We start from the raw sequence: 26,546 nt of genomic DNA on the forward strand, positions 1-26,546 counted from the left end.
ATCCTGAACATGGAAAAACCGCCCGAAGGCGGTTTCACAGCTGCGTTGAGCCCTTTTACCTTAGCGGCGGGTCAACCTCATCCGGTATGCCCGGATCCAAAGGGTCGATGGGATCGGGAATATCCGGCACTGTATCACCAGGAAGCGGCTCATCAACAGGAACAGGGTCCACCCCTTCTGAACGTTCTGGCATATGACCTCCATTGAACAATCCGGTTAATGATGCGCAAAAGACTATTTTTTGCCTTTCTGAGGGTTTTTGTCTTTATCTTTCGGCATCTTATCTGGGGTTTTCGGCAGATCTTTATTAACGTTCAAAGCGTTATGTTTCATGGATTACTCCAGTAGAGTTAGCAGCATGATGCTGCCTGATAAGTATAGGGAGACATGATGAACAAGCCATACGAAGCGGGAGGGGGCGGAAGATGTGCCAAACGTTCCTGTGTCAGGGCGTATAGCGCCCGAAGGCGCCATACATCAGGGGGTACAGGTCAGGGTTTGGTTTTCTGACTCATGACTTTCTGCTTAATTCTGTCGCCCGTTTTAAGATCTATCTGACGCCAGTATTCAAATGCGCGAGACAGTACCGGTTCCTCCACGCCGTCCAGCAGGTGGCCTGCGACGTTGTTGACAAGCCGTTCACGCGCCGCTTCATCCATGACCTTATTAATAAGGGCATTGGCCTGACCAAAATCATCATCATCCTTACGCAACGTATAGGCAGCACGCACCATTTCCCCCTGAACGGGCCAGGTTGAATCGACGGGCAGCGAATTTCCCTCGGCGGAAGGGCCGCCTTTTGAATTGGGGGCATAAACCGGATCCGACACCGGCGTGATTCGCATTGCGCCATCCTTGCTGTAGCTGTTAACCGGGGACTTAGGGGCGTTGACCGGGATCTGCTTATAGTTCACCCCAAGCCGCGCTCTGTGGGCATCTGCATAGGCAAAAATGCGGCCAATCAGCATCTTGTCCGGGCTCAGCCCGGTGCCCGGAATCAGGTTATTCGGCTCAAACGCGGCCTGCTCAATTTGCGCATGATTATCCGTCGGATTGCGATCGAGGGTGAGTTTACCCACTTTAATCAGCGGATAATCGTCATGCGGCCAGACTTTGGTCAAATCGAAGGGGTTAAAGCGATAATGCTCTGCTTCGGCCATTGGCATGATTTGCATATACAGCGTCCAGCTCGGGAAATTACCGTCTTTAATCGCGTTAAACAGATCCCGTACGTGATAATCGCCATCCTGTCCGGCCAGCTTGTCTGCTTCCTCCTGAGTCAGAAAGTCGATCCCCTGATCGGTTTTGAAATGGTATTTGACCCAGAACTTTTCCCCACTGGCATTGACCCACATGTACGTATGACTTGAATAGCCATTCATATGACGCCAGCTTTTAGGGATCCCCCTGTCTCCCATGAGGTAGGTGACCTGATGCGCGGACTCCGGTGACAGCGTCCAGAAATCCCATTGCATGTCGTGGTCGCGAAGATTGTTATCGGCCCGGCGCTTTTGCGAGCGGATGAAATGCTGGAATTTCATGGGATCGCGAACGAAGAATACCGGCGTGTTGTTTCCCACCAGATCAAAATTGCCCTCAGTGGTGTAGAATTTGATGGCAAATCCACGTGGGTCGCGCCAGGTATCCGGACTTCCACGCTCGCCCGCGACCGTGGAGAAGCGCACCACAACCTCAGTTTTCACTCCCGGCTGGAAAGGAGCCGCACGGGTGAAGCGACTGACGTCTTCCGTCACCTCAAAATGGCCAAAGGCACCGCTGCCTTTCGCATGAGGCTGGCGCTCAGGGATTCGTTCCCGGTTGAAGGCTGCCATCTGCTCAATCAGGTAATGATCGTGAAGCAGTATCGGGCCATCCGCACCGACGGTAAGGGAATGTTCATCGCTGGCTACCGGGATGCCAGCATCGTTTGTCGTCGGCTTATTGACGTTATTGCTCATGAAAGTGTCCTCTGACGGGTCTTGTTGTAGGTATTTACAAATACAGACTCAAGCGTAGTCCACTCAGCTGAACAACAAGTTCAGAAATGCCTGTCAGGTAGATTTTGCAGAATTATCGTGCTTGACCCAGATCAGTTGATTTACCGGGAAATTCTTCGCTTTAGCGATATCGAGATAGCTTTTCCTGACCTCTGGCGGCATGTCTGGCGTGCGTGAAAGGATCCATAAATAATCACGATTCTGCCCGGCCACCAGGGCGTATTGATAATCCGGGTCGATGGCGATCACGTTATACCCCGCATAGAAGGGCCCAAAGAAAGAGACTTTCAGCGCTGCCACATCCTGAGAACCGACAAATCGCGCTTTCCCTTCACTCTGCTTCCATTTCCTTTTCTGCGGGTCGAATCCCCGGTTAATGACCCGGATGGAGCCGTCACTGTTCATTGAATAATCCGCAGCGACGTTATTCAGTCCGCGCTCAAAATAGTCATCAAATCGCGCGATTTCATACCATTTGCCGAGGTAGCGTTTGGCATCAAAATGTTCGACCGGCGCGATCCCATCAGGCAAGCCGGGAGAGCGACAAGCGACGAGGGCTAATAAAGCGCCAAACCCTGTGGCAACGTGCCTTAGCTTCATATTCTTATCCTTGTTGAAATGCGTCATTCCAGTGTAGGAGGGAATAAGAGAAGGACAGTAAAACGGGGAAGAATCGGAATTTTCATTTAGCACAGCGGCTTCATCGCCTTGTACAAGACGTGAGAGATAGATCACAGCTAAACTAAATCATTGTGCTGATTTAAATGAATAATTACTTTTACGTGAAAATAAATCATGATTCTGTACACATATTTCGTACAATTTTGCTAAGTTTAATGACACGGTTGAAATACGGGCAGCCTGGTGTAACCCGGTTGTCCAATATCGATGTTGGCTGTTGAACGGAAAAAGCGAGACAAGAAACATAAAATCATTAAGTCGGACGGAAAAATGAAAAACTCAATCCCGGAGCGCTACCTTTTTAGCTGTGAGCTGTTTCGAAGCGTTGAACGAAGGGCGATGGCGGACTATGGGCAAATGAGCCCTGGCGTGCTTCAGACCATTATCGTTGAGCGCATGAAAACCGAACATAACGCGATATTGCAGGATTTGTACTGGCAAATGCTGAAACTGATACGGCAAAAAAATCCGGTAATCTCATCAGCAGACCCGGTTCACTAACGACTTAATTTTCTGTAAGCGCTCAGCCTTGTTCGTGTTCGCTACGACGGCGCTTTCGACCGAATCCATTCTCTCTGTTCCTCTGTTAGCCTTGATCGTTGCCGTTCTGTCCGAACGGCGTTTTTTTTACGGCGTACCGGTTGGTGATTTCACCTGGGCGCCAGCATGATGGCTATGACTTCGCCATGACCTTCTCATTCTTCGCTTTTAACTTCTTCGCCCGCCCCTCGAGCCACAGGTATCCCACCGTCGCCAGCGCCAGCGGGATAAAGAAATAGAGCATCCGATAAGCCAGCAGCGCGGCAATAATTTTTCCCTGCGTGGTGTGTTCACCCGCCAGAAGGGCAATAAATACGGCCTCCAGTACGCCGATGCCTGCTGGGATATGTACGATGACGCCGGCAATGCTACTGACCAGCAGCACGCCCAGCACGAAGAAATAGTCCACCTCTTTGCCGAGCAGCAGCCAGATTATAGCCCCCATTGCCATCCAGTTGGCGCTGGAGATAGCCATCTGCAGCAGAGCGAATCGCCAGGAGGGCAGCACCAGCTTTTGGCCTTTGATGGTCAGATGACGCCGTCTGGCGAACGCGCAGCCCCACAGATAAACGGCAATCATCAGTAACAGCGCGCCGCCGATAAGCCGCAGCGTGCCGTCGCTGATATACCAGTGTGCGGGCAGCTCAACCACGCCGATGGAGAAAATAATGCCGCCGAGCAGAACATAGCCCAGCCAGTTGGTGGCGATGCTCAGGGAGAAGATCCGGGTGATGGTGGCGCCGGGCAGACCGAGCCGCGAGTAGAGCCGATAGCGCATCCCGATGCCGCCCACCCAGGTGCTGAGCGTCAGGTTGAAGGCATAGCAGATACAGGACACCAGCATCACCTGGCGTTTTGCGAGCTTATGCCCACAGTATGCCCGGCCCAGCAGATCGTAACAGCCATAGAGCACGTAGCTGACAATGACCAGCGCCACGGCGCTCAGCAGCACGATGCGGTTATAGCTGCGTACAACCTGCCACACCTCCTGCCAGTCGACCTTCCGGGCATACAGCACCAGCAATACGGCAACGGCCAGCAAGAACAGCCAGGTCAGGATTTTTTTGGCAATGCGCCAGCGCGGATGAGCCCCGGCCATCAGGGTTTGACTCCCGGGTTTTCGGGATCGTATCGATCCTGCGTCTCCAGCGAGCTCTGTTCAGGCGGCGGCACCTGCGCCATTTTCGGCGTGTGGGCCGGTAGCCAGCCGATCACCGCCGGGAAATGACGCAGGAAGTGGAAGGCCAGCACGCTTTGGGTCAGGTTCCACCAGCTCCGCTCCGGCACCATTGAGCTGTCGACCTGCTGACAGTCATGGGCGATGATATTGTTCAGGTTTTCACGCAGCGTGTGGTTGAACGCCCGATCGTGGACGATCAGGTTGGCCTCAAGGTTGAGCGACAGGCTGAGCGGATCGAGATTGCTGGAGCCCACCGTCGCCCACCTGTCGTCCATCAACGCCACCTTGCCGTGCAGCGGTCGTCGTCGGTATTCAAATATCTTCACGCCGCCTTTGAGCAGATAGCGGTACAGCAGGCGGGCACCCACTTTCACAATCGGCATATCAGGCTCTCCCTGAACCACCAGTTTGACCGTCACGCCCCGGCGGGCACTCTTGCGCATGGCATGCAGCAGGCGATAGCCGGGAAAGAAATAGGCGTTGGCGATAATCACCTCCCGCTTCGCATGCGCCAGCATTTGCAGATAATGGCGTTCGATATCGTCGCGATGGTCGTGGTTATCGCGCCAGACGAACAGCGCCTGGGCCTCGCCAGGCGTGCGATTTGCTTCCGGGCGATGGCGACGATGCCAGAAGCGGCGCGCGTCGGCGTTTCCTGGCAGGTTTTCCACCTCAAATTGCAGGATATCCTGCACTACGGGCCCTTCAACGCGCACGGCGTAATCCTGCTTGGCCTCCGGGCCGTAGTCGGACATATGCTCTGCGGAGAAGTTAATGCCGCCGACAAACGCCACCGTGCCGTCGACAACCACAATTTTGCGGTGCATGCGACGAAAGAGGTTGGTGCGCATGCCGAACAGACGAGGGCGAGGATCGTAATAGCGGAACACCACGCCTGCTGCCGTCAGTTCGCCGACGAAGCTGTCGCTGAGATCCGCCGAGCCGTAGCCGTCCAACAGCACCTCAATGCTGACGCCGCGACGTGCCGCCTGCAGCAGCGCGTCATGCAGCTGCCAGCCGACCGCATCTTCAAACCAGATAAAGGTTTCGAGGATAATTTTTTGTCGGGCCTGCTCGATAGCCGTGAACACCGCCGGATAATACTCATCGCCGTTTTCCAGCAGCCGTATCTGATTGCCTTCACGCCAGCCGCATTTCATAGGTGAATCTCCGCGCTCAGCGGCGCATGGTCAGACAGATGCCGCCACTCCCGAAGCGGTAGCGTCGTCGGGTGGCTGGCATGTGCGTTTTTTACATAAATCCTGTCGAGGCGCAGGAGTGGGAAGCTCACCGGGAAGGTGCGCACCGGGCGACCAGTTGCCGTGGTAAAGATCTCCTCAAGCCCGGCGTCGCGTTTTAGCGGCAGGCTTGCCCGCAGCCGCCAGTCGTTGAAATCCCCCGCGACCAGGACGGGTTCGTTGTGCGGCAGGCCATTTACCCACTCGCTGAGCATAGTCAACTGAGCCTGACGATGCGCCTCGCGCAGGCCGAGATGGACGCAAATGACGTGAACGGAAGTGCTCAGTTCTGGCGGGGAGATGCGGCAATAAAGCAGCCCGCGTTTTTCACTCTCGCCGACGGAAATATCCAGATTCTCAAAGTGGGTGATAGGAAAACGCGACAGTACGGCATTGCCATGATGGCCTTCCGGATACACCGCGTTGCGCCCGTAGGCGTAATCCTGCCAAAGCGTATCGGCAAGAAATTCGTAGTGGCTGGTGTTTGGCCAGTTCTCCACGCGCAGCGACCACGCATCGTGTGCGCCCAGCACTTCCTGCAAGCAGACGATATCAGCCCCGACGGCGCGAACGGCGTCCCGCAGCTCGGGTAAAATGAAGCGACGATTAAACGTGGTAAACCCTTTGTGGGTGTTGATCGTCAGAATTTTTAATGAAAAACGGTGCGACTGTTGCGTCATAATTGTCCTGTTCGCATCACTGTCCTGAATAAAATAGTGTAGTAGCCGTCACAAAAAGGTGCGGTGATACGGAATTTTCCGTAAAGTCCGGTACTCTCAGTTACAGTTGAAAATGCTTCGGGAGGAAGGACATGAAGTGGCAACAACGAATTCGTGTCGCAACGGGCCTGAGCTGCTGGCAGATTGTATTGCATTTGCTGGTAGTGGCCGCGCTGGTGATGGGCTGGATGGGCGGCTCTCTGGTGAAGGTGGGGCTTGGGCTTTGTGCCCTTTATGCGCTGACGGTGATCTTTATGCTGGCCCTCCAGCGCCACCACGAGGCGCGTTGGCGCGAAACAGGAGATTTTCTTGAAGAGCTCACCACCACCTGGTATTTCGGGGCGGCGGTGATCGTGTTGTGGCTGCTGTCACGCGTGCTGCACAACAACCTGCTGCTGGCGCTGGCCGGCGTGGTGATCCTGGCCGGGCCTGCGCTGCTCTCGCTGCTCACCAAAGACAAAAAGCTACGCCACGTTTCGCCGAAACATCGCGTACGCCACTGAACCCGTCGTGGCCGCTATCACCAGCAGCGGCCACAGGCTTCCCCAAATGATGTCAAAGCTCGCATCCTTCAGGTAAATCTGCTTGGTAATGTCCGTAAAGTGGCGAATCGGGTTAATCCACGTCACGTCCTGTAGCCACACCGGCATATTCTCTACCGGCGAGACGTAGCCCGAGAGCAGAATGGCGGGCATCATAAACACAAACACCCCGATAAACGCCTGCTGCTGCGTTTCGCACAGCGAGGAAATCAGCAGCCCGAATCCCACCAGTGAGAGCCCGTACACCAGCATGGTGAAGTAAAAGAGTAAAAGCGATCCGGCAAACGGAATCTGATAGGCGAAGATGCCCACCGCCAGCACGATGCTTGCCTGGAAGGTCGCGACAATCAGCGCGGGCACCGCCTTGCCAACGAAGATTTGCCAGGTGGCGAGCGGCGATACCAGCAGCTGATCGAGCGTACCCTGTTCGCGCTCGCGGGCGACGGACAGCGACGTCACAATCATCACCCCGATGGTGGTGATCATCGCAATCAGCGACGGCACCACGAACCACTTGTAGTCCAGATTCGGGTTATACCAGTTGCGCACCACCAGTTCGCTGTTGTTCGGCTTCGGTTGGCCGTCGAGCAGTTCCTGCTGGTACTCCTCAACGATGCGCTGGAGATAGTTGGCGGCGATCTGCGCGCTGTTGGAGTTGCGTCCGTCGAGCAGCAGCTGCATCGGCGCGGTCTGTCCGCTGTCGAGATTGCGTGAAAAATCCGCCGGGAAACGTATTACCAGCAGGGCTTTTTGCGTATCGATGGTCGTCTGGATGTCCTGCGGGCTGCGCAGGAGCAGCACGTGGGTGAACGCCTTCGCACGGGCGAAGCGCTGGGTCAGCTCCACCGCGTGTTTACCGCTGTCTTCGTTATAAATGGCGATGGTGGCGTTGGTCACCTCAAGCGTGGCGGCGAACGGGAACAGTAGCACCTGAATCAGTACGGGTATGATCAGAATGGCGCGGGTTTGCGGTTCGCGCAGCAGCGACTGTAGCTCTTTACGGATCAGCGTCCATAAGCGATGAAACATCGTTTCTCCCTTGATTTCTCAATTGTCGGGTGGCGGCTGCGCCTGACCCGACCTACAAAATTGATATCACCGTAGGCCCGGTTTGTAGGCCTGGTAAGGCGTTAGCCGCCACCGGGCAATCAGCCACCGGGCAAATTAATCGAGCCGACGCTTCGTTTTCAGCCACGTCAGGCCGATAAACATCACCGCCGAGGCAATCAAAAACAGCGTGTTCACCATCAGCACCACCGGAATGTTCCCGGCGAGAAACAGGCTTTGCAGCGTGCTGACGAAATAGCGGGCCGGAATAACGTACGTCACCGCGCGAATGGCTGCGGGCATGCTGTCTATCTGAAAAATAAACCCGGACAGCATAATGGACGGTAAAAACGCGGCGTTCAGCGCCACCTGAGCGGCGTTAAACTGATTGCGCGTAATAGTCGAAATCAGCAGGCCCATGCCCAGCGTGCTCAGCAAAAACAGGCTGGTGATTAAAAACAGGACCAGCAGCGAGCCGCGGTACGGCACGCCCATGATGAACACCGAGACCAGCATGCACAGCCCCATCGCCAGCATGCCGAGGAAGTAATAGGGAATGAGCTTGCACAGCAGCAGCTCGGCGCGGGTGACTTCGGTGGACAGCAACGCTTCCATGGTGCCGCGCTCCCATTCGCGGGCGACCACCAGTGACGTCAGGATCGCGCCGATCACCGTCATGATGATCGTAATTGCCCCGGGAATAATGAAGTGCTGGCTGATGGCCGCCGGGTTAAACCAGTAGCGTAGCTGTACGTCAATCAGCGGCTCGAAGGATTCACCCCTGTCTTCCGCCCGCTGCATCTGCCAGATTTGCCATATTCCCTGTACGTAGCCCTGCACGAAGTTGGCGGTGTTCGGCTCGCTGCCGTCGGTGATTACCTGTAGCGGCGCGGTATCGCCCGCACGGTTCATCTGTGCGGCGAAGTTCACCGGGATCACCACCAGGCCACGGATGCGCCCGGCCTGCATTTTCTGAATCAGCTCCTGGCGGTTATCGCTGAGCGTGGCGTCAATGTACGGTGAGCCGGTCATGGTGTGGGCGAAGTCCAGCGCCTCTTCGCTTTGTTGTTCCAGCAGAATGCCGACCCGCAGCTTGCTGGAGTCGAGGTTAATGCCGTAGCCGAAGATAAACAGCAGCATCAGTGGGATGACCACCGCAATCAGCCAGCTGCTGGGGTCGCGGACAATCTGCCGCGTCTCTTTCACGCACAGGGCGCGCACGCGTCGCCAGGAAAGCACGCTACCGGACATCGTGATGCTCCTTATCCCAGTCGTTGATAAGCGTAATGAACGCCTGCTCCATTGTCGGATCGCTGGCTTCGGCGCCCGCTGCCTGGGCCTTTAAATCATCCGGCGTGCCGCTGGCGATAAGCTTGCCGCGATAGACCAGGCCGATACGGTCACAGTACTCGGCTTCATCCATAAAGTGCGTGGTGACCATCACCGTCACGCCTTTTTCCACCATGCTGTTGATATGCAACCAGAACTCCCGGCGGGTAATCGGGTCCACGCCGGAGGTGGGTTCGTCGAGAAACAGAATATCGGGCTCGTGCATCAGCGAGCAGGCCAGCGCCAGCCGCTGCTTATAGCCGAGCGGTAAATCGTCCGTCGCGTGGCTGCTGATGCTTTTCAGGCCAAACGCCTCGCTCATTTTGGTGATTTTTTCGTTCTGGGCGCTGCCGCGCAGGCCATATACGCCGGAGAAGAAGCGCAGGTTTTGTTCGACCGTCAGATTGCCGTACAGCGAAAATTTCTGCGCCATATAGCCCAGATGCTGGCGCGCCTTGCCGGAGCTGACTTTCAGATCCATATCCAGCACCAGCGCTTTGCCGGACGTGGGCACCAGCAGACCGCACATCATTTTAAAGGTGGTAGATTTACCCGCTCCGTTAGGGCCAAGCAGGCCAAAAATCTCTCCGCGCTTCACGGCAAAATTCACGCGATCGGTGGCGGCGAAATCACCGAATTTTTTGGTGAGCTCTTTGGCTTCTATTACCGTTTCGCCAGGCGTACCGTCCACGGTGTGCAGAATGGCGCCCAGCGGAGATTCAGAGGTGCCTGCGCCGCCCAGCAGATCGATAAAGGCGTCCTCAAAGCGTGGCGGCGTTTCCTCTATCTCCATCTCCGGCATGCCGTCGGCATGGCGAATCTGTTCGGCGGTGGCCTCTTTAGTGAGGATAAGCCGCACCGAACGGCCCTGGATCATTCCATCGCTGACCTGCGGCAGCTTCAGCGCCCGCTGTAACAGCCGACGGTTGTTCTCAACCGGGCTGTTCATCAGGAAGCTTCGCCCGCGCATGGTATCGGTCAGCGCTTTCGGCTCGCCCTGATAAAGCAACTCACCTTCGTTCAGCAGCAGCACGTCCCGGCACTGCTCTGCTTCATCAAGGTAAGAGGTGCTCCAGAGGATCAGCATTCCGTCGCCTGCCAGCTCGTGCACCATCTGCCACAGCTCGCGGCGGGAAATCGGGTCGACGCCCACGCCGGGTTCATCCAGCAGCAGCACTTTCGGTTCGCCGACGAGGGTACAGGCAAGTCCCAGCTTCTGCTTCATGCCGCCGGAAAGCTTGCCCGCCAGGCGTCCGGTGAAGGGACCAAGAGAAGTAAATTCCAGCAGTCTGGCGAAGGTTTTTTCGCGCTGCTCACCGGTGACGCTGCGCAGATCGGCATACAGCGTCAGGTTTTCCATCACCGTTAAATCTTCATACAGGCCAAATTTTTGCGGCATATAGCCGAGTACCGCGTGCAGGGCGCTGTTGTCATCGATAGGGTCGTAGCCGATCACGCTGACTTTGCCTTCGTCCGGCTTGAGCAGACCCGCGAGCATACGCATCAGCGTGGTTTTTCCCGCACCGTCCGGACCGACCAGGCCGGTGACATAACCGGTCTGAACGGTGCAGTCGAGCCGGGCAACCGCAGGCTTATCCATACCGGCAAAGCGTTTGATAAGCCCGTCGAGCTTAATCACCGCTTCATTCATGCGTCTCTCCCTGCGCAAACTTGACGGTCACCGGCATGCCCTGGCGCAGCGCGCTGTCGGCATCCGTCACGATAATGCGCAGGCGATAAACCAGGTCGGTGCGCAGGTCAGGAGTCTCGACAGTTTTTGGCGTGAATTCTGCCGTTGGTGACACGAAGCCGATTTTGCCGTGATAAGGCTTATCCGGGCGACCGTCGGTGTAGAGCAGCAGCGTACGTCCAGGCTGAGCCTGGTTCAGGTTGCTTTCATCGACGTAGGCACGCACCCACACCGGGCGGGTAAGAGAGAGCGTCAGCACCGTGCTGCCCGCGTTTAGCATGCTGCCCGGCTCAACGGCACGGGTCAGGATAGTGCCTTCGGACGGGGCGAGCAGGGTGGTGTCCTGCAAATCCAGCTGCGACTGGGCAAGCTGCGCCTGGGCCTGTTCGAGGCTGGCTTTCGCCTGGGCGATTTCCTGCGGACGATTACCGGCGTGATACTGGCTGAGCTTATCCTGTGCCGATTTCAGCGTTGCCTGAGCCTGGTCGCGCGCGGATTTAGCGTTTTCTAAATCGTTGGCGGAGACGGTGCGGCTTTTCCACAGGCCTTGCTGGCGCTGATAAAAGTTCTGCGCGTAGTCGTAAGCGGCCTGTGCCTGACGCACGGCAGCGGCGGCCTGGGCAATTTCCTCATCACGATAGCCCGCCATCAGCAAATCGTACTTCGCCTTGGCGGCAGCCACGTTGGCTTTAGCCTGCATCAGCGCATTTTCATACGGCGCGTGGTCGAGCTCACCGAGGGTTTGCCCGGCTTTCACCGCATCGCCTTCATCCACCTGTAATGCCTGCAAACGGCCTCCGACGCGGAAGCTCATATTCACGGTGCGGATATCGACGTTGCCGTAAAGGGTCAGGCCAGTGTCCTTACTGCTCTGATACCAGAATGCGCCCGCGGCAATCGCGGCGACAATCACTGCGACAACCAGACCGAGGATGATGGGTTTCTTCATGACTTCAGCTCCTTTGCGTTAATCCGTTGAGCAAGAGATCGATATGGCAGGTAATCACCTGGAAAATGCGTTCCGTTTTTTCTTCATCAAACTGGGTCCAGCCGGTGCGCAGCAAAATAGTTTCACGCCCGAGGCGGAAGGCGAGGATTTCCCCGAGCAGGGCATGGGTATGCAAAATGGTGTCCGTGTCCGTTGGACTTCGCCCGGTATAAGCCGCAATGAGCCGCGTCAGATGTGCATGGAGCGGGGCGATGACCCGATCGTGAATCAGCTGATAGGCGGGGGAAGGCGAAAGTTGCTCGCGCGAGATAAACTTACTGAGGTTGACCGTTTCGTCCTGGGTCAGCAGCAGGATCATATTCTGGCTGGCCTGAAGAATCAGCGTGCGGATCGCGGTTTTGTCTGGCGAAGGCTTGCTCAGCAGCGCTTCGCCCGCCTCGGCGAGAGGGCGAAAGTGGTTGCCGATAAAATCAGCGATCCACTGGGCGCAGGCGAGATAAAGATCTTCTTTCGAGCCGAAATAGTAGGGGATAGCGGCGATGTTTTGTCCCGCCAGCGCGGCAATGTCGCGGGTTGTGGCATGCAGGCCATATTCGCCGAACTGGGCGATAGCGGCGGCAATCAGCTGGCTTTTGGCCTGTTCGCCCTTGCTGGTGATTGGCGTGGTATTCATCGGGTCTCTGAAAGTTAATCAATCGATTGATTAAGATTATGACTGTTTTTTCGGCTTGTCCACTTCGTTTGCCGAATTGTTTTGTGGGTCGCTTTAGCAGAGGGCGAGCGGCTACGGGAGGAGGGGGTTGAGGAGTGGAGTAATCTAACAGGGCAGCTCTTCGTTTCTGGCAGAGATGACAGCGTTCCTTGCTGCCCGCCCTCTGTAAAAGCAGACTTTCACAGCTTTTAGCGCATTACGAAGCGGGTTCCTCTGGGTGGTGCAGCAAGTCATTACACTCGTCCTGTAATTCATTGATAAGTCTTGCTACATGGAAACCATCGCACACGGAGTGATGTACCTGAACGGCGAGAGGTAACAATACCTTTTCATCTTGTTTGTAATATTTCCCAACAGTGAACATGGGAGCAAAAAAATTCTGCATGTTAGCAATATTGATATTAAAGCTGGTAAAGCTTACCCAGGGAATAGCCGATACGAAAAATACATTTTCCAGGGACTCTTCTTTCGGCCAATAAGAAAGATTATTACCATAGCGTGCAACGTCCTCTGAATAGACGCTCTGGAAGTGATGAATATTGCCATCGTAGTGACTCCATAATGATGAAAAGGTCTCCGTTTCATTATGGAAAATGGTATACATTGGATGCACCTCATTCCATATAACAAGCTCATTATTTTTCATGGCCATACGGAACTCAGTGTGCCGGTTTACGATTTTTGAAAGCAGGAAAATCATCGTTGGGTAAAATTTCCAGCCAACTTCTTTGATGTTTTTTAGCAGCAAGGTAATGTCTAACAGAACGGTTTGGTTAATTGTACTTTGAGCAAAGGACTGAAAAACTTCAAAATGTTCCTTTCTTGCCCAACGAGACAGATCAACAGACGTATAGTTTGCCGTGGTTTCTTTCATTTTTTAACCTTTGATTCGCAGTCATAGATCAGATGTTAGCTGAAGTTTTTCATGAATTAATCTGGCCTGCAGTCCCAAATCGTTTGGGTAGTGAAGCATTTGCGAGAAGAGCGCATCTGGCAAAAGCTCGATTTATGCAACAAAGCCATCCCTCTGCAAATCAACGCTGCCCTGAGCCTGCACAAATCAATAAACCTTAATGTTTGTATGAATTTGCTGGCACTGACTAACCCCTCAGCTCGTTTTTTGTACTCTCCCTGTGAGGTTAGCTGCGCCTTGAATAACAGCTCCGCCCTTGAATAATCAATCACAAAGAGCGAGTGGTGCGTTAATGCATTGATTTTTATGAATTAAATTATATATTTGCTTAATGCATTGTTATTAGCCAGGCTGCATGTATAAATAGCACGAGCTAAATTATAATTCTTTAATATTCAGTAGATAGGTGGATTAAGATGCGGCTAATTGTCATGCTGTTAAGCTTTATGATCTCCACGCAGATTTTGGCTGGCGAGCTTCCCAAACCTGCCGGGAAAGTCCTGTTAACGCTGTCCGGTAATATAGAAAATACCAATGAAAATGGTAAGGCTATTCTCGATATTGCGAGCCTCGAGAAGCTCGGTATGGTGAGTTTCCAGACCGCCTCTCCCTGGTACAATGGACGCACAACCTTTACGGGTATTCCAATGCAAAAGCTGATGGATTACGTTGGGGCGAAAGGTTCTGTTGTGACGGTGACGGCGCTCAATGACTACACCACCGTTATCCCTCTCAGTGATTTCAAAAAATACAATGTCATTCTTGCCCTAAAAATCAATGGGGAATACATGCGCGTCCGCGATAAAGGTCCGCTATTCATAGTCTATCCCTATGACAGCAAACCTGAACTGAATAATCAGGTCTTTTATTCAAGGTCAGCCTGGCAGGTTAGCAAAATGAGCATTGAGTAGAGGCTCAGAAGAACAACATGAACAGAATACTGGCTGCCATAATATTTTTCCTTTTTATATCCACAGGATATATATCTTTTCTTGTGCACGAAAGGCAGCAAGAGCTACAAAAACTGACGCACTACGCCAATTCATGGTCTGCAGCACAGCTGGTTTCGGAGTATTACCGGTTCGAATCATGGCTTGGTCTTTACACTATCGATGAGTCGATGACACTCGATGATGTGCGCTTACACCTCGATATTATGCTCAGCCAGAGCGATTTGATGAAAGAAGGTGATTTGGGCCAATATATCAATAGCCATAAATCACTTCATGAACTGGCTGTAAAACTCGAAAATACGCTGAATTATCTCGATGCTCACCTTGATACCATGAGTCGCCCGGAACTTCAGGTATATCTGAAGGCCATGTATTCGCTTGATGCACCACTAAGCCGTCTTTCATCCGGTGCTTTAAATAAAGATGTTAACCTGATTAACAACGCCAACAGCAAAATTCAAACTCTGTACTCTGTTTATTCCGCGATTTCAGTGTTGCTAATAATACTGAGTGCGATACTGGGTGTGCTGATTTTTTATCAGAACAGAAATATTTTGAAGGCACATCTTCAGGTCAGGGGACTTGCGGAAGAGCTTCAGAAGTCTAAAGAAAAGCTGCAAATGCAGAATGCCAGACTGGAGTATGACGTTTATCATGACCCTCTTACAGGGATGAGTAACAGGCTGTTTTTCTGGGATAATTTAAACGAAGCCATCAAAATGGCAGAAGGCAATAACAGCGCTGTGACCGTAATGTTATTTGATCTGGACAGGTTCAAGGAAGTCAATGATACCTATGGTCATGATGCGGGTGATATGTTGCTGTGTCAAATATCCCAGCGTCTGGGCTCGATGAGTTTTCATCCCGATACGTTTTATCGCTTAGGCGGGGATGAATTCGCCTTTATTTCTGGCGATTTGACAGAAGGTCACGCTGTTTCGCTGGCCCAAAAAATATGTGATGCTATTAATCAGCCTTACACAATTTATAGCGCGATTATCAATATAACCACCTGTGTCGGTATTGTTAACTCAGAAACAGAACGTCGCTCTGATTATCTCTATAAATTAGCCGACCTGGCCCTCTATGAAGCTAAAAATGAAGGTGCTGGCAGGGTTACTGTCTTCCGCCAGAGAATGTTAGACAAGCTGCAAGAAAGCAGAACCCTTGAGCATGATATGGCCCTGGCGATAATGAATAAAGAGTTCGTGGTTTATTATCAACCGATTGTCGACTCGTTCAGCCGGGAAATTTACAGCTATGAAGCGCTTATTCGTTGGGTGCATCCGCGAAAGGGGATTTTGTCGCCGGATAGCTTTATCCCTGTTGCCGAAAAAACAGGAATGATTAACGAGGTGGGGAAATCAGTGCTTAGCATGGCCTGTCGGGAAGCGGCTTCCTGGGCAGTTCCGGTTAAAATCTCCGTGAATGTCTCTCCTGTCCAGCTAAGCAGCAAAGCCTTTGCCGGAATAGTGCTCTCTGTCCTGAAAGAAACCGGGCTCCCGGCTGATCGTCTTGAGCTGGAGGTGACTGAATCGTCCCTCTTTATTGAGAGCAAAACGCCGATGAATACCCTTAACAAGCTCAGAGCACTGGGCGTGCAAATCTCCATCGACGATTTTGGTACCGGATACTCTTCTCTTTCCCGGCTGAGTCGACTTGCGTTCGATAAAATCAAAATAGACAAATCCTTTGTGCAGTCGATATCGACCCAGGAAGACGCCCTGAATATCATCAAACTCATCACCGGCATGGCGAAGTCTCTCAATATGAAGACCGTTGCAGAGGGTGTTGAAACACAGGAACAGCTTGAAAGTCTTCAGACTCTGGGCTGTGATTTCGTACAAGGATATCTGTTTAGTAAACCTCAGCCCTGTGTCACCGGGGAGATCAGAAATGGTTTAATCCCGAACGGCGCTGCGCGAGGCTGAGCCATCCCCTTCGCCAGCGCCGGCTCCTTGCTTAAAGCAGACACTCACAAGCCCGCATTGGCGTAGGGATTAACTGACGGAAATTCCTGAGGTATAGCTTTAGCCACTCTGAAAATTCGTTCTTCGCGACTTGCATTGTGCCCTGGCATACCAGAGAAACTCTGGCTGGATTTTAGTCAGAAGCTACAGAGAAATGACTGCCTGGCTTTTACTCCGGGATATTTTATGCGGTGTGTCACAAAAACTGCTACACTCCGCTCCTTGCTGACATTATCGTTTTTGTCTTTTTGCCCTGTCACTATCCCCCTGAAAACGATACCTGTCATGGTCGGGGCGGTTCGGAGTTGTTATGTCTTTTGAAACCCTTGGCCTGAATGCTGAGATCCTGCGCGCGATTGCCGAGCAGGGCTACACGCAGCCGACCCCTATTCAGCAGCAGGCTATCCCTTGCGTATTGCAGGGCCGCGACCTGATGGCCAGCGCCCAGACCGGTACCGGTAAAACCGCCGGCTTTACGCTGCCGCTGCTGCAACTGCTTTCCCAGAGTGAACCTCACGCGAAAGGACGTCGTCCGGTGCGTGCACTGATCCTGACGCCAACCCGTGAGCTGGCGGCGCAGGTGGGCGAAAACGTTCGCGAATACAGTAAATTCCTCAACATCCGTTCGACGGTGGTGTTTGGCGGCGTAAGCATCAACCCGCAGATGATGAAGCTGCGCGGCGGCGTGGACGTGCTGGTGGCGACGCCGGGCCGTCTGCTGGACCTGGAACACCAGAACGCGGTGAGCCTCGATAAAGTTGAAATTCTCGTGCTGGACGAAGCCGACCGCATGCTGGACATGGGCTTTATCCACGACATTCGCCGCGTGCTGGCAAAACTGCCGTCGAAGCGCCAGAACCTGCTGTTCTCTGCCACCTTCTCCGACGACATCAAAGCGCTGGCGTCCAAACTCCTGCACAACCCGCTGGAAGTGGAAGTGGCGCGTCGCAACACCGCCTCCGAGCAGGTGACGCAGCACGTGCACTTCGTCGATAAAAAACGCAAGCGCGAGCTGCTGTCGCAGATGATTGGCGAAGGTGACTGGAAGCAGGTGCTGGTGTTTACCCGCACCAAACACGGCGCCAACCATCTCGCCGAACAGCTGAATAAAGACGGCATTCGCAGCGCGGCAATCCACGGCAATAAGAGCCAGGGTGCCCGTACTCGCGCGCTGGCTGATTTCAAATCAGGCGATCTTCGTGTGCTGGTGGCAACGGATATCGCAGCCCGTGGCCTGGATATTGAAGAATTGCCGCACGTGGTCAACTACGAGCTGCCGAACGTGCCGGAAGACTACGTCCACCGCATCGGCCGTACCGGCCGTGCTGCTGCCACGGGTGAAGCGCTGTCTCTGGTCTGCGTGGATGAGCACAAGCTCCTGCGTGACATCGAGCGTTTGCTGAAGAAAGAGATCCCGCGCATTGCGCTCCCGGGTTACGACGTGGATCCAAGCATCCAGGCAGAGCCGATTCAGAACGGTCGCCAGGGGCGTGGTGGTCGCGGTCAGGGCCAGCCTCGTCGTAACGACGCTGGTCAGCCGCGCCGTAGTGACAAACCGGCGGGCAGCGGTCAGCCGCGTCGCAGCGATAAACCGGCCTCCGGAAATGCGCAGCCTCGTCGTGCCGACGGTGAGCAGCCACGCCGCGAAGGCGCTCCGCGTCGTCGCCGTCCGCGTAAACCCGCCGCTGCACAGTAATTCCCGAGCATGGCCGCAAATCGCGGCCATTTTTTTTGCCCCCACCGCCGGAAAGTGCCAGAATAGTGGCTGTTTATACAGTATCCGGATTTATTGATGGCACTCACCGCCGCGCTCAAGGCGCAAATCGCCGCCTGGTATAAGGCGCTTCAGGAACAGATCCCCGACTTTATTCCCCGGGCACCGCAGCGGCAGATGATCGCCGACGTGGCGAAAACGCTCGCCGGAGAAGAGGGCAGGCACCTGGCCATCGAAGCGCCAACCGGCGTGGGTAAAACGCTCTCCTACCTGATTCCCGGCATTGCCATTGCACGGGAAGAGCAAAAAACGCTGGTGGTCAGCACCGCCAACGTCGCGTTGCAGGATCAGATTTACAGTAAAGACCTGCCGCTGCTGAAAAAAATCATTCCCGAGCTGCGCTTTACCGCGGCTTTCGGCCGCGGACGCTACGTCTGCCCGCGCAACCTGACCGCGCTCTCCAGCACCGAGCCGAACCAGCAGGATCTGCTGGCGTTTCTTGAAGACGAACTCACGCCCAATAATCAGGAAGAGCAGAAGCGCTGCGCGAAGCTCAAAGCCGATCTCGACAGCTACAAATGGGATGGCCTGCGCGATCACACCGACCTGGCCATCGACGACGCGCTCTGGGGCCGCCTGAGCACCGACAAAGCCAGCTGCCTTAACCGCAACTGCCACTATTACCGGGAATGCCCGTTCTTTGTTGCCCGCCGGGAAATTCAGGAGGCGGAAGTGGTGGTCGCTAACCATGCGCTGGTGATGGCGGCGATGGAAAGTGAAGCCGTATTGCCGGAGCCAAAAAATCTGCTGCTGGTGCTCGATGAAGGTCATCATCTGCCGGACGTCGCCCGCGATGCGCTGGAGATGAGCGCGGAGATTACCTCTGGCTGGTATCGGCTACAGCTCGATCTCTTCAGCAAGCTGGTGGCAACCTGCATGGAGCAGTTTCGCCCGAAAACCTTTCCGCCTCTTGCTGCGCCCGAGCGGCTTAAAGAGCATTGCGATGAGCTGTATGAGCACATCGTCTCGCTGAACAATATTCTTTCCCTCTATATGCCTGCCGGGCCGGAAGCGGAACACCGCTTTGCTATGGGCGAGCTGCCGGACGAAGTCATGGTTATTTGCCAGCGGCTGGCAAAGCTGACGGAGATGCTGCGCGGGCTGTCGGAGCTGTTTCTCAACGACCTGAGTGAGAAAACCGGCTCGCACGATATCGTTCGTCTCCACCGTATTTTGTTGCAGATGAACCGCGCGCTGGGCATGTTTGAATCCCAGAGCAAACTGTGGCGGCTTGCCGCGATGGTGCAGGCTTCCGGCGCGCCGGTCACCAAATGGGCAACGCGCGATCTGCGCGACGGCCAGCCGCACGTCTGGTTTCACTGCGTAGGGATTCGCGTCAGCGATCAGCTCGAGAAACTGCTATGGCGGCGCGTGCCGCATATCATCGTCACCTCTGCCACGCTGCGTTCGCTGAACAGCTTCTCTCGACTTCAGGAGATGAGCGGGCTGAAGGAGAAGGCGGGTGACAGGTTCGTGGCGCTCGATTCACCTTTCAACCACGTTGAACAGGGCAAAATAGTGATTCCAAAGATGCGCGTAGAGCCGTCGATGGAGAACGAAGAGCAGCATCTGGCGGAAATGGCGGCCTACTTCCGCGAGCAGGTGGAGGAGAAAAAGCATCTGGGCATGCTGGTGCTGTTTGCCAGCAGTCGTGCAATGCAGCGCTTCCTGGAATACGTACAGGATCTGCGGCTTTTGCTGCTGGTACAGGGCGATCAGCCGCGTTATCGGCTGGTGGAGCTGCACCGCAAGCGGGTCGGGGGCGGCGAGCGCAGCGTGCTGGTGGGACTGCAGTCGTTTGCTGAAGGGCTCGACCTGAAGGGCGAACTGCTGAGCCAGGTCCATATCCATAAAATCGCGTTCCCGCCGATCGACAGTCCGGTAGTGATCACCGAGGGTGAATGGCTGAAAAGCCTGAATCGCTATCCGTTTGAAGTACAAAGCCTGCCGAGCGCGTCCTTTAACCTTATACAGCAGGTGGGGCGCTTGATTCGAAGCCACAATTGCTGGGGCGAAGTGGTGATTTACGATAAACGCCTGCTCACCAAAAATTACGGCCCACGTCTGCTGAACGCGCTGCCGGTATTTCCCATTGAGCAACCGGATGCGCCAGAGGGTATAGTGAAAAGCAAACCTAAACCGACTCGTCGCAAGCGGCGTTGAGCCGTCAGGAGCACTGCATGGATTATCGCAATATTATTAAAGAAGTCGGGCGCGGCAAAAATCACGCCCGCGACCTGGATACAGATACGGCCCGTGGCCTGTACGCGCAAATGCTGAAGGGCGAAGTACCGGAACTGGAGCTTGGTGGCATTCTGATTGCGCTGCGCATTAAGGGTGAAGGTGAGGCGGAAATGCTGGGCTTTTATGAAGCGATGCAGCAGCACACCGTCAAGCTGACGCCGCCGGTGGCAAAGCCGATGCCGATCGTTATTCCAAGCTATAACGGCGCGCGCAAGCAGGCTAACCTCACGCCGCTGTTGGCGATGCTGCTGCATAAGCTCGGCTTTCCGGTGCTGGTGCATGGCGTCAGCCACGATCCAACCCGCGTACTGACCGAAACCATTTTTACGCTGCTCGGCATTGAGCCAGCGCTCCACGCCGGGCAGGCGCAGGCGAAACTGGACGGCCATCAGCCGGTGTATATGCCGGTAGGCGCATTCTGCCCGCCGCTGGAAAACCAGCTGGCAATGCGCTGGCGGATGGGCGTGCGTAACAGCGCACATACCCTGGCTAAGCTCGCAACACCGTTTGCCGAAAATGCCGCGCTGCGGCTTTCCAGCGTATCGCATCCGGAATACGTGCCGCGCGTGGGTAAGTTCTTCGCTGATATTGGTGGCCGGGCGCTGTTGATGCACGGCACCGAAGGCGAGGTGTACGCCAATCCCCAGCGCTGCCCGCAGATAAGCCTGATCGACGCAGCCGGTACGCGCGCGCTGGTTGAGCGCGAAGCTGAGGTACGGGAGGCATCGCTGCCGTCTTCTAAAGATCCTGAAGTGACCGCTCGCTGGATTGAACGCTGCGTAGCGGGCGTCGAACCGGTACCAACATCGCTAAAACGACAGATGGCCTGCTGTCTGGTAGCAACCGGCGAAGCGCCTGACTTCGATGCCGCTTTGCAGCGGATCGATGCGCTCTGGTAATTCACAGGCAAAAAAAAAGCCCGTCCAGTGGCCGGACGGGCAAAACAAGGGTTAAACAGGTACAGCAGGGCAATGGTCAATGAGAGGTAAAACGTTGTCCGGCGATTATTTGTAGATCACCGCAGTACCGCTGATTTTGTTATTGGTGTTAGCAGACGTAATGCTGTAACCGGTAGCTCCCGCAGCCGCGGCTTTCTCAGCCAGTTTCGCTTCCAGACCGTCCAGGGTGGTTGCGCCTTCCGCAGACACGGTCCCGATTTTGTTCATACTTTGAGCTTCAGCGCTGGAAACCGGCTGAGCGGCAAATACGCCGAAAGAAAGAGCGGAAAGGGCGATGGCAACAGCAGCAGTTTTGATGGTTTTCATGGGTAATCTCTCGCAGGTTATTCTTTAAAAGTGACGTTGTTCCGTCGATGTGATGAGTATCACGTTTTTCTGCGGGAGATAAAATCGAATAGACTTGACAGACTTCATCGAAAAAATTGAACATTAAATAAATTACTGATTATTAATAAAATAAAATCAGAAAACGGTAACGCAACGGTGGAAGTCAATTTGAGGGCACGGATTGCGACTTTTTTCGGCAAAAACTGTGCTCGTAAAGGAAACCGTTTTTGCTGCGTATTAGGTTATATTTTTGTCAGTGTGTCTGTGTTTTTTGTATGGGCCAGAACTATACACCGTTTTAAATGCGAATTTAAAGTTTTTACTCTTCGGTTTGTTTTTTTGGTGTGAAGCAGAAAAAAGAATGCGCCTGCACGGGCGTGAGGCGCATTTCGGAGGGGGAACTCAGACAGATTATTTGTAGATGGTAGCCGTGCCGTACATTTTGTTATCACCGCTGGCGGAGTTTACCACGAACCCTTTCGCACCCTGTTCATGGGCTTTTTCGGCCAGTTTATCCTGCAGGTCATCTAAAGTGTACGCTCCGGATACCGACACGGTGCCCGCCGGACGTAGTTGTCCGGTATTACCTTGCGTCAGCTGTTGCGGTTCGGCGGATGCCGAGAAAGAGAGCATCGACAACGCACCAGCAGCAACCAGAATCAACAGTTTTTTCATGTGCACATCCTCTCTGTTTCCCACGGGGGATGCGTTAAGTGTAGGCGCTGAAGAAGTGTGATATGCCGCAAAAAATTGATGATGATCTGCTCGTTTTTTGAACGACATTAATTGACAATAAACTGACAAATCAGCCACATACAAGTGGCTGATAAGATTGTGGATTATCGGGCATCCGGGCGAACCAGATCGAAACGCTGGCTTTCATCGATAGTGTAATAAGCCGTTGGACCACCTGCACGCAGTGCGGGTCTGGCTTTGGCGGTCTGGTAAATGCCGTTTTCCAGCAGTGATTCATCAATATGCACCGCCACGACTTCACCCAGCACCAGCCAGGAATCAACTGCGCTGCCGTCGGCGGTGGTCAACTGGATGCATTGCGACAGGCGGCATTCAAAATTCACCGGGCTTTCGGCTACGCGAGGCGCGCGGACGAGGCGGCTTTCTGCAGGGGTTAATCCGGCGCGAACAAATTCGTCTTCGCCGTGGGGCAGGCTTGCGGAGGTTTCATTCATCGCGCTGGCAAGATCGACCGTGGCGAGGTTCCAGACGAATTCGCGCGTTTCAACGATATTGCGCACGCTGTCCTTCCAGCCGCTGCTGGCGAAACCGATGATCGGTGGGCGATAGTTAAAGCAGTTAAAGAAGCTATAGGGTGCCAGATTGCGATTGCCCTGGGCATCTGCCGACGCAATCCAGCCAATCGGGCGTGGGCCAATAATGGCGTTGAGCGGGTCATGTGGCAGTCCATGTCCGTCTGAAGGCTGATAAAAATACATAGCGCACCTGTCAGTTTAAAGGATTATGCAGACTCACTTATTTACGCCACCCGCGTCAACGGGTATCTTACGCTGCCGCAACAGGAGGATGCCATGAATGCCCAAAAGCCGGGGTTACACCCGCGTAACCGTCACCACGCTCGCTATGATTTACCCGCACTGTGCAAGGACACTCCCGCGCTGTCGGCGTTTATCGTCACCAGCCCGGCCGGGGAGCAGACCATTAACTTTGCCGATCCCGAGGCGGTAAAAACCCTGAACCAGGCGCTGCTGGCGCACTTTTATCAGGTGAAAGCGTGGAATATTCCGCAGGGCTTCCTCTGCCCGCCGGTACCGGGCCGGGCCGACTATATGCATCATCTGGCCGATCTGCTGGCCGAAACCAGCGGGGGGAAGGTGCCGAACAATGCCAGCGTGCTGGATATCGGTACCGGGGCGAACCTGATTTATCCGCTGATCGGCAGCCATGAATACGGTTGGCGCTTTACCGGAACCGAAGTGAATGCCGAAGCGATTGCCGCAGCGCAGGCCATTATTGAGGCCAATCCGGGCATGAGCCGCCAGATTCGCCTCCGTCGTCAAAAAGATCCCCAGGCTATCCTCAGCGGGGTGATCCACAAAAACGAGCAGTTTGATGCGATGGTCTGCAACCCGCCGTTCCACGATTCCGCCGAAAGCGCCCGCGAGGGTAACGAGCGTAAGCGCCGTAATCTTGGGCAGCAAACTGAGGCGCTGAACTTTGGCGGCCAGCAGCAGGAGCTGTGGTGTGAAGGCGGGGAAGTGGCGTTTATCCGTAAAATGCTCGACGAGAGCCGCCAGTTTGCAAAACAGGTGCTGTGGTTTACCACGCTGGTGTCGAAGGGCGATAATCTGCCGATGCTCTATTCCGCGCTGACCGCCGCAGGTGCGGTGAAAGTGGTAAAAAAAGAGATGGCCCAGGGGCAGAAGCAGAGCCGCTTCATTGCCTGGACCTTCCTTGATGAAGACAAACGCCGTCGCTTTGCGGCCCGCGCACGCTGAATGCTGTCGTGCCGGATGGCGCTGACGCATATCCGGCCTGCGTGGCCGATTACAGCGTTGGCTGATCCGGTAATGGCGGTTCTGATGCCGCTATTGCCGGGTTACCCGGTGCAGGCAAAACCTGATAAGTCTGCACCGGCGCCCGAATATCTGCCTTGTCGAAATGCTTTTTCACCTGGGTATCCAGCGCGAAGCGCACCGTCCACTGTTTCAACGGGAGCGTAGTGAACGAAACCCGCAGCGTGAACGCCGCGTTGGTCAACCCGACCAGCCCCGCAAACGACGGCTCGCCAATCACTAGCCCGCGAATCTCCTCCTGCTCCATGAGCTCTGCTACCGCCGCCTTAAGCGCATCATTGGCTTTATCCACGTCTTCGCTACGGTCGACGTCGTAATTTGCCACTACCGAGCCAATACCACGCACAAAGTTGGCAAAGGTGGTGATAGATGACCAGGGAATGATGTGGTACGCGCCGGTGTCCTGACGTACGCCAACGGAGCGAATCGACATCCGTTCGACGGTGCCGGTGAGTGGCCCGATGGTCACCAGATCGCCGGTATTCATCCCGTTCTCAAACTGAATGAAAATCCCGGTGATGATGTCCTTCACCAGGGTTTGTGAACCGAAGGAAATGGCGAGCCCTAACGCTCCGGCACCGGCCAGCAGCGGTGCGATATTCACGCCAATTTCCGACAGCAGGATCATTACCGTGATGGTGCTGATGACGACCGCCAGCGCATTGCGAAACAGCGTCAGCAGCGTGCGGGCTCGTGCGCTTGGCAGCGGGCGGCCGTGGATATCAGACGCCAGGCGATTCTCGATAAGGCTTGCCAGCAGCGTCCAGCCAATCGCCGAGAAGAACAGGATCAGCGCGATGCGAATCAGCACGTCCACGGTTTTCTCGCCTGCGCCGTTATGCAGCCAGTTCCAGAAATCAAACAATCCCCAGGCGCTTAGCAGCAGCATTACCGCCACGCAGACCGTGAGGATGCGCGCCGCCTTCAGCGAGGCGGAAATCCAGCCGTTAAGACGCTTTTGCAGTTCCGGATAGTTGCGCTGGGTCTCCGGCGACAGGGTGATACTTTTGGCAATCCATCGCGACAGAATACCTGACACAAACGCCGCAATGCCGATAATAGCCAGGCTTTTAACCGACGCGCCCATCATAAATTTCAGGCTGTTGCCCGGGTCGAAGAGCGAGAAGAAAAACAGCACGATAAAGTATGCGCTGGCGAGCCAGTGCCAGACCAGCGCAAAGGCGCGAATGAACAGGCTGAAAAACGCCAGCGAGCGGTTGGCAAGCCCGAGCAGGCTTTCGGTAATCGCTTTCTTGTTGTGAAAAATGAGCCACAGCGCCCAGACGGTGATGCACAGCATGATAATGACGTTGGCGAGCGCGCCGGCCTGTACGTTTATCTGATTTGAAACGATCGGCACCGCGACGATAAGTCCGTAGCCAATCAGCCCGCTCAGCAGGCTCAGGCGCAGGCTCCAGTAACGTGCTGTGTCATTTTGAATGCTGAAAGGGCGCAGGTCCGGCACGCGGGGGCAGAATATCAGGCGCAGAATGGCTTTGAAGAACTCTATCAGCGCAAAGGCGTTCAGGAACAGGCTTTGCTGAAAGGCCACGGTGCGGCTACCGCCGTTGAGCCTGTCGCTCAGCATCTGCCCGACAAACAGCGTCAGGCTGAGCAGCAACAGGTCGATGATTAACGCGGCGGTAATCATCGCCGGGAGGTGCAGCCAGCTGTTGCGATCCCGGTTTTTTTTGCGTCCCCACTGGCCCATTTTGCGATACAGCGGCAGTGCGCCCAGGCGTAGCAGGGCATAGAACGCGAAGACCAGAACCGCCAGCAGCAGAAAGTGAGTGACGGCGTTGCTGAACGTCTGAGCATTGAACGGTTTATGGGGCGCGGTGGAGATATTTCGCCAAAGCTGTGCGAATCGGGTGGACAGCGCTTCGCCGTAGCGGCGGCTTACATCGGTCACGCTTTCCAGTACGGTCTTTTCCTCCGTCACCGGTGGTGGCGTGAGCGTCGGGACTTTTTCCTGCGGTGGCGTGGCGGCGGCAGTGCGCAACTGCTTAATCAGCTCCTGGCGCGACGCATCGTTTTCCAGTACGTCCGCCAGCGCCGCATAGGCCGCTTTTTTCTGAGCGGCATCAGGTTCGCTGGAGGAAGGCTGGCTGGCGGCGGTGGTCACGCCGGGAATCGTTACCGCCTGAAGCGGCGCACAAAACAGCGTTGCAATCAGCAACAGGATCCACGGCACGGGGCCTCCCTTTCAAATCATCAACAAAATGATAAG

Annotated in this window: 24 protein-coding genes; 8 read left to right on the forward strand and 16 right to left on the reverse strand. The window is 54.9% G+C overall.

Annotation, left to right across the window (positions count from 1 at the left end; genetic code table 11):
* Positions 1-55 precede the first annotated feature (55 nt).
* From RTU33_RS10785 to RTU33_RS10795, 3 genes are all read right to left on the reverse strand, one after another.
* Positions 56-193: a hypothetical protein gene (locus RTU33_RS10785; RefSeq protein ID WP_312627254.1), complete on the reverse strand. Its 138-nt coding sequence runs from the start codon at positions 191-193 to the stop codon at positions 56-58.
* 298 nt (positions 194-491) lie between these two features.
* Positions 492-1,958, reverse strand: a complete 1,467-nt coding sequence (locus tag RTU33_RS10790) for a catalase (RefSeq protein ID WP_312627255.1) — start codon at positions 1,956-1,958, stop codon at positions 492-494.
* 93 nt (positions 1,959-2,051) lie between these two features.
* Entirely contained in the window at positions 2,052-2,597 is a 546-nt protein-coding gene (locus RTU33_RS10795) for a lipocalin family protein (RefSeq protein WP_312627314.1), read from the reverse strand.
* Between the two features lie 351 nt (positions 2,598-2,948).
* Between RTU33_RS10795 and RTU33_RS10800 the strand changes: the two genes are divergently transcribed.
* A complete protein-coding gene (locus RTU33_RS10800) occupies positions 2,949-3,179 on the forward strand; it encodes a hypothetical protein (RefSeq protein ID WP_312627257.1) in 231 nt (76 codons plus the stop codon).
* Positions 3,180-3,351: 172 nt separating this feature from the next.
* Here RTU33_RS10800 and RTU33_RS10805 read toward each other — a convergent pair whose 3' ends face one another.
* Genes RTU33_RS10805 through RTU33_RS10815 form a run of 3 tightly spaced genes read right to left on the reverse strand, consistent with a single transcriptional unit; the run spans position 3,352 to position 6,316 of the window.
* Complete coding sequence (locus tag RTU33_RS10805) at positions 3,352-4,317, reverse strand: YbhN family protein (RefSeq protein ID WP_312627258.1); 966 nt, start codon at positions 4,315-4,317, stop codon at positions 3,352-3,354.
* Entirely contained in the window at positions 4,317-5,558 is a 1,242-nt protein-coding gene (clsB, locus tag RTU33_RS10810; RefSeq protein ID WP_312627259.1) for a cardiolipin synthase ClsB, read from the reverse strand. Before clsB ends, RTU33_RS10805 begins: the two co-directional genes overlap by 1 nt.
* The gene (locus tag RTU33_RS10815) at positions 5,555-6,316 is read right to left on the reverse strand and encodes an endonuclease/exonuclease/phosphatase family protein (RefSeq protein WP_312627260.1); all 762 of its coding nucleotides are present in this window, start codon (positions 6,314-6,316) and stop codon (positions 5,555-5,557) included. Before RTU33_RS10815 ends, clsB begins: the two co-directional genes overlap by 4 nt.
* Positions 6,317-6,447: 131 nt before the next feature.
* Between RTU33_RS10815 and RTU33_RS10820 the strand changes: the two genes are divergently transcribed.
* Positions 6,448-6,858: a YbhQ family protein gene (locus tag RTU33_RS10820; RefSeq protein ID WP_312627261.1), complete on the forward strand. Its 411-nt coding sequence runs from the start codon at positions 6,448-6,450 to the stop codon at positions 6,856-6,858.
* Here RTU33_RS10820 and RTU33_RS10825 read toward each other — a convergent pair.
* The 6 genes from RTU33_RS10825 to catA all read right to left on the reverse strand — a co-directional run bounded on the left by RTU33_RS10825 (position 6,820) and on the right by catA (position 13,498).
* On the reverse strand, positions 6,820-7,926 hold the full coding sequence (locus tag RTU33_RS10825) for an ABC transporter permease (protein WP_312627262.1): 1,107 nt from the start codon (positions 7,924-7,926) through the stop codon (positions 6,820-6,822). The genes RTU33_RS10820 and RTU33_RS10825 overlap by 39 nt on opposite strands.
* A gap of 135 nt (positions 7,927-8,061) precedes the next feature.
* Positions 8,062-9,195, reverse strand: a complete 1,134-nt coding sequence (locus RTU33_RS10830) for an ABC transporter permease (protein WP_312627263.1) — start codon at positions 9,193-9,195, stop codon at positions 8,062-8,064.
* Positions 9,185-10,924, reverse strand: a complete 1,740-nt coding sequence (locus tag RTU33_RS10835; protein ID WP_312627264.1) for an ATP-binding cassette domain-containing protein — start codon at positions 10,922-10,924, stop codon at positions 9,185-9,187. The genes RTU33_RS10830 and RTU33_RS10835 overlap by 11 nt, the downstream gene beginning before the upstream one ends.
* Complete coding sequence (gene hlyD / locus RTU33_RS10840; protein WP_312627265.1) at positions 10,917-11,912, reverse strand: secretion protein HlyD; 996 nt, start codon at positions 11,910-11,912, stop codon at positions 10,917-10,919. The genes RTU33_RS10835 and hlyD overlap by 8 nt, the downstream gene beginning before the upstream one ends.
* 4 nt (positions 11,913-11,916) lie before the next feature.
* Positions 11,917-12,585, reverse strand: coding sequence for a transcriptional regulator CecR (gene cecR, locus RTU33_RS10845; protein WP_312627266.1), 669 nt, complete (start codon positions 12,583-12,585; stop codon positions 11,917-11,919).
* A 235-nt stretch (positions 12,586-12,820) separates the two neighbouring features.
* A complete protein-coding gene (catA, locus tag RTU33_RS10850) occupies positions 12,821-13,498 on the reverse strand; it encodes a type A chloramphenicol O-acetyltransferase (protein WP_312627267.1) in 678 nt (225 codons plus the stop codon).
* Between the two features lie 455 nt (positions 13,499-13,953).
* Here catA and RTU33_RS10855 point away from each other — a divergent pair, with 455 nt between their 5' ends.
* The 5 genes from RTU33_RS10855 (at position 13,954) to ybiB (ending at position 21,377) form a co-directional block, all read left to right on the forward strand.
* Positions 13,954-14,448, forward strand: coding sequence for a molybdopterin-dependent oxidoreductase (locus tag RTU33_RS10855; protein ID WP_312627269.1), 495 nt, complete (start codon positions 13,954-13,956; stop codon positions 14,446-14,448).
* Positions 14,449-14,465: 17 nt separating this feature from the next.
* A complete protein-coding gene (locus RTU33_RS10860; RefSeq protein WP_312627271.1) occupies positions 14,466-16,421 on the forward strand; it encodes a bifunctional diguanylate cyclase/phosphodiesterase in 1,956 nt (651 codons plus the stop codon).
* Between the two features lie 349 nt (positions 16,422-16,770).
* Positions 16,771-18,156 carry an ATP-dependent RNA helicase RhlE gene (gene rhlE, locus RTU33_RS10865; protein ID WP_312627273.1) on the forward strand — a complete coding sequence of 462 codons (1,386 nt, stop codon included), beginning with the start codon at positions 16,771-16,773 and terminating at the stop codon, positions 18,154-18,156.
* A 96-nt stretch (positions 18,157-18,252) separates the two neighbouring features.
* Positions 18,253-20,397, forward strand: a complete 2,145-nt coding sequence (gene dinG, locus RTU33_RS10870; protein WP_312627275.1) for an ATP-dependent DNA helicase DinG — start codon at positions 18,253-18,255, stop codon at positions 20,395-20,397.
* Positions 20,398-20,414: 17 nt separating this feature from the next.
* On the forward strand, positions 20,415-21,377 hold the full coding sequence (gene ybiB, locus RTU33_RS10875) for a DNA-binding protein YbiB (RefSeq protein ID WP_312627277.1): 963 nt from the start codon (positions 20,415-20,417) through the stop codon (positions 21,375-21,377).
* A gap of 105 nt (positions 21,378-21,482) precedes the next feature.
* On the opposite strand, the gene ybiJ is transcribed toward ybiB, so the two are convergent.
* From ybiJ to RTU33_RS10890, 3 genes are all read right to left on the reverse strand, one after another.
* Positions 21,483-21,743, reverse strand: a complete 261-nt coding sequence (gene ybiJ, locus RTU33_RS10880; RefSeq protein WP_312627279.1) for a DUF1471 family protein YbiJ — start codon at positions 21,741-21,743, stop codon at positions 21,483-21,485.
* Between the two features lie 432 nt (positions 21,744-22,175).
* Positions 22,176-22,439: a DUF1471 family periplasmic protein McbA gene (mcbA, locus tag RTU33_RS10885; RefSeq protein WP_312627280.1), complete on the reverse strand. Its 264-nt coding sequence runs from the start codon at positions 22,437-22,439 to the stop codon at positions 22,176-22,178.
* A gap of 164 nt (positions 22,440-22,603) precedes the next feature.
* Positions 22,604-23,218: a flavin reductase family protein gene (locus tag RTU33_RS10890; RefSeq protein ID WP_312627281.1), complete on the reverse strand. Its 615-nt coding sequence runs from the start codon at positions 23,216-23,218 to the stop codon at positions 22,604-22,606.
* Positions 23,219-23,311: 93 nt separating this feature from the next.
* Here RTU33_RS10890 and rlmF point away from each other — a divergent pair, with 93 nt between their 5' ends.
* Positions 23,312-24,238 (forward strand): 23S rRNA (adenine(1618)-N(6))-methyltransferase RlmF, encoded by a 927-nt coding sequence (gene rlmF, locus RTU33_RS10895; RefSeq protein WP_312627282.1) that lies wholly within the window; start codon positions 23,312-23,314, stop codon positions 24,236-24,238.
* Positions 24,239-24,287: 49 nt separating this feature from the next.
* Here rlmF and ybiO read toward each other — a convergent pair whose 3' ends face one another.
* On the reverse strand, positions 24,288-26,510 hold the full coding sequence (ybiO, locus tag RTU33_RS10900; protein WP_312627283.1) for a mechanosensitive channel protein: 2,223 nt from the start codon (positions 26,508-26,510) through the stop codon (positions 24,288-24,290).
* Positions 26,511-26,546: the final 36 nt, after the last annotated feature.

The organism is Scandinavium sp. (assembly GCF_032012665.1).
Lineage (GTDB): Bacteria > Pseudomonadota > Gammaproteobacteria > Enterobacterales > Enterobacteriaceae > Scandinavium.

Bases quoted from the DNA above. Each gene is read 5' to 3' on its own strand.
- RTU33_RS10860 (WP_312627271.1), top strand. From the start codon at position 14,466: ATGAACAGAATACTGGCTGCCATAATATTTTTCCTTTTTATATCCACA.
- dinG (WP_312627275.1), top strand. From the start codon at position 18,253: ATGGCACTCACCGCCGCGCTCAAGGCGCAAATCGCCGCCTGGTATAAG.
- RTU33_RS10805 (WP_312627258.1), bottom strand. From the start codon at position 4,317: ATGGCCGGGGCTCATCCGCGCTGGCGCATTGCCAAAAAAATCCTGACC.
- RTU33_RS10890 (WP_312627281.1), bottom strand. From the start codon at position 23,218: ATGTATTTTTATCAGCCTTCAGACGGACATGGACTGCCACATGACCCG.
- hlyD (WP_312627265.1), bottom strand. From the start codon at position 11,912: ATGAAGAAACCCATCATCCTCGGTCTGGTTGTCGCAGTGATTGTCGCC.
- RTU33_RS10820 (WP_312627261.1), top strand. From the start codon at position 6,448: ATGAAGTGGCAACAACGAATTCGTGTCGCAACGGGCCTGAGCTGCTGG.
- cecR (WP_312627266.1), bottom strand. From the start codon at position 12,585: ATGAATACCACGCCAATCACCAGCAAGGGCGAACAGGCCAAAAGCCAG.
- RTU33_RS10815 (WP_312627260.1), bottom strand. From the start codon at position 6,316: ATGACGCAACAGTCGCACCGTTTTTCATTAAAAATTCTGACGATCAAC.
- RTU33_RS10785 (WP_312627254.1), bottom strand. From the start codon at position 193: ATGCCAGAACGTTCAGAAGGGGTGGACCCTGTTCCTGTTGATGAGCCG.
- ybiJ (WP_312627279.1), bottom strand. From the start codon at position 21,743: ATGAAAACCATCAAAACTGCTGCTGTTGCCATCGCCCTTTCCGCTCTT.
- RTU33_RS10800 (WP_312627257.1), top strand. From the start codon at position 2,949: ATGAAAAACTCAATCCCGGAGCGCTACCTTTTTAGCTGTGAGCTGTTT.
- rlmF (WP_312627282.1), top strand. From the start codon at position 23,312: ATGAATGCCCAAAAGCCGGGGTTACACCCGCGTAACCGTCACCACGCT.
- clsB (WP_312627259.1), bottom strand. From the start codon at position 5,558: ATGAAATGCGGCTGGCGTGAAGGCAATCAGATACGGCTGCTGGAAAAC.
- RTU33_RS10830 (WP_312627263.1), bottom strand. From the start codon at position 9,195: ATGTCCGGTAGCGTGCTTTCCTGGCGACGCGTGCGCGCCCTGTGCGTG.
- RTU33_RS10795 (WP_312627314.1), bottom strand. From the start codon at position 2,597: ATGAAGCTAAGGCACGTTGCCACAGGGTTTGGCGCTTTATTAGCCCTC.
- RTU33_RS10835 (WP_312627264.1), bottom strand. From the start codon at position 10,924: ATGAATGAAGCGGTGATTAAGCTCGACGGGCTTATCAAACGCTTTGCC.
- RTU33_RS10855 (WP_312627269.1), top strand. From the start codon at position 13,954: ATGCGGCTAATTGTCATGCTGTTAAGCTTTATGATCTCCACGCAGATT.
- rhlE (WP_312627273.1), top strand. From the start codon at position 16,771: ATGTCTTTTGAAACCCTTGGCCTGAATGCTGAGATCCTGCGCGCGATT.
- mcbA (WP_312627280.1), bottom strand. From the start codon at position 22,439: ATGAAAAAACTGTTGATTCTGGTTGCTGCTGGTGCGTTGTCGATGCTC.
- RTU33_RS10825 (WP_312627262.1), bottom strand. From the start codon at position 7,926: ATGTTTCATCGCTTATGGACGCTGATCCGTAAAGAGCTACAGTCGCTG.
- ybiB (WP_312627277.1), top strand. From the start codon at position 20,415: ATGGATTATCGCAATATTATTAAAGAAGTCGGGCGCGGCAAAAATCAC.
- RTU33_RS10790 (WP_312627255.1), bottom strand. From the start codon at position 1,958: ATGAGCAATAACGTCAATAAGCCGACGACAAACGATGCTGGCATCCCG.
- catA (WP_312627267.1), bottom strand. From the start codon at position 13,498: ATGAAAGAAACCACGGCAAACTATACGTCTGTTGATCTGTCTCGTTGG.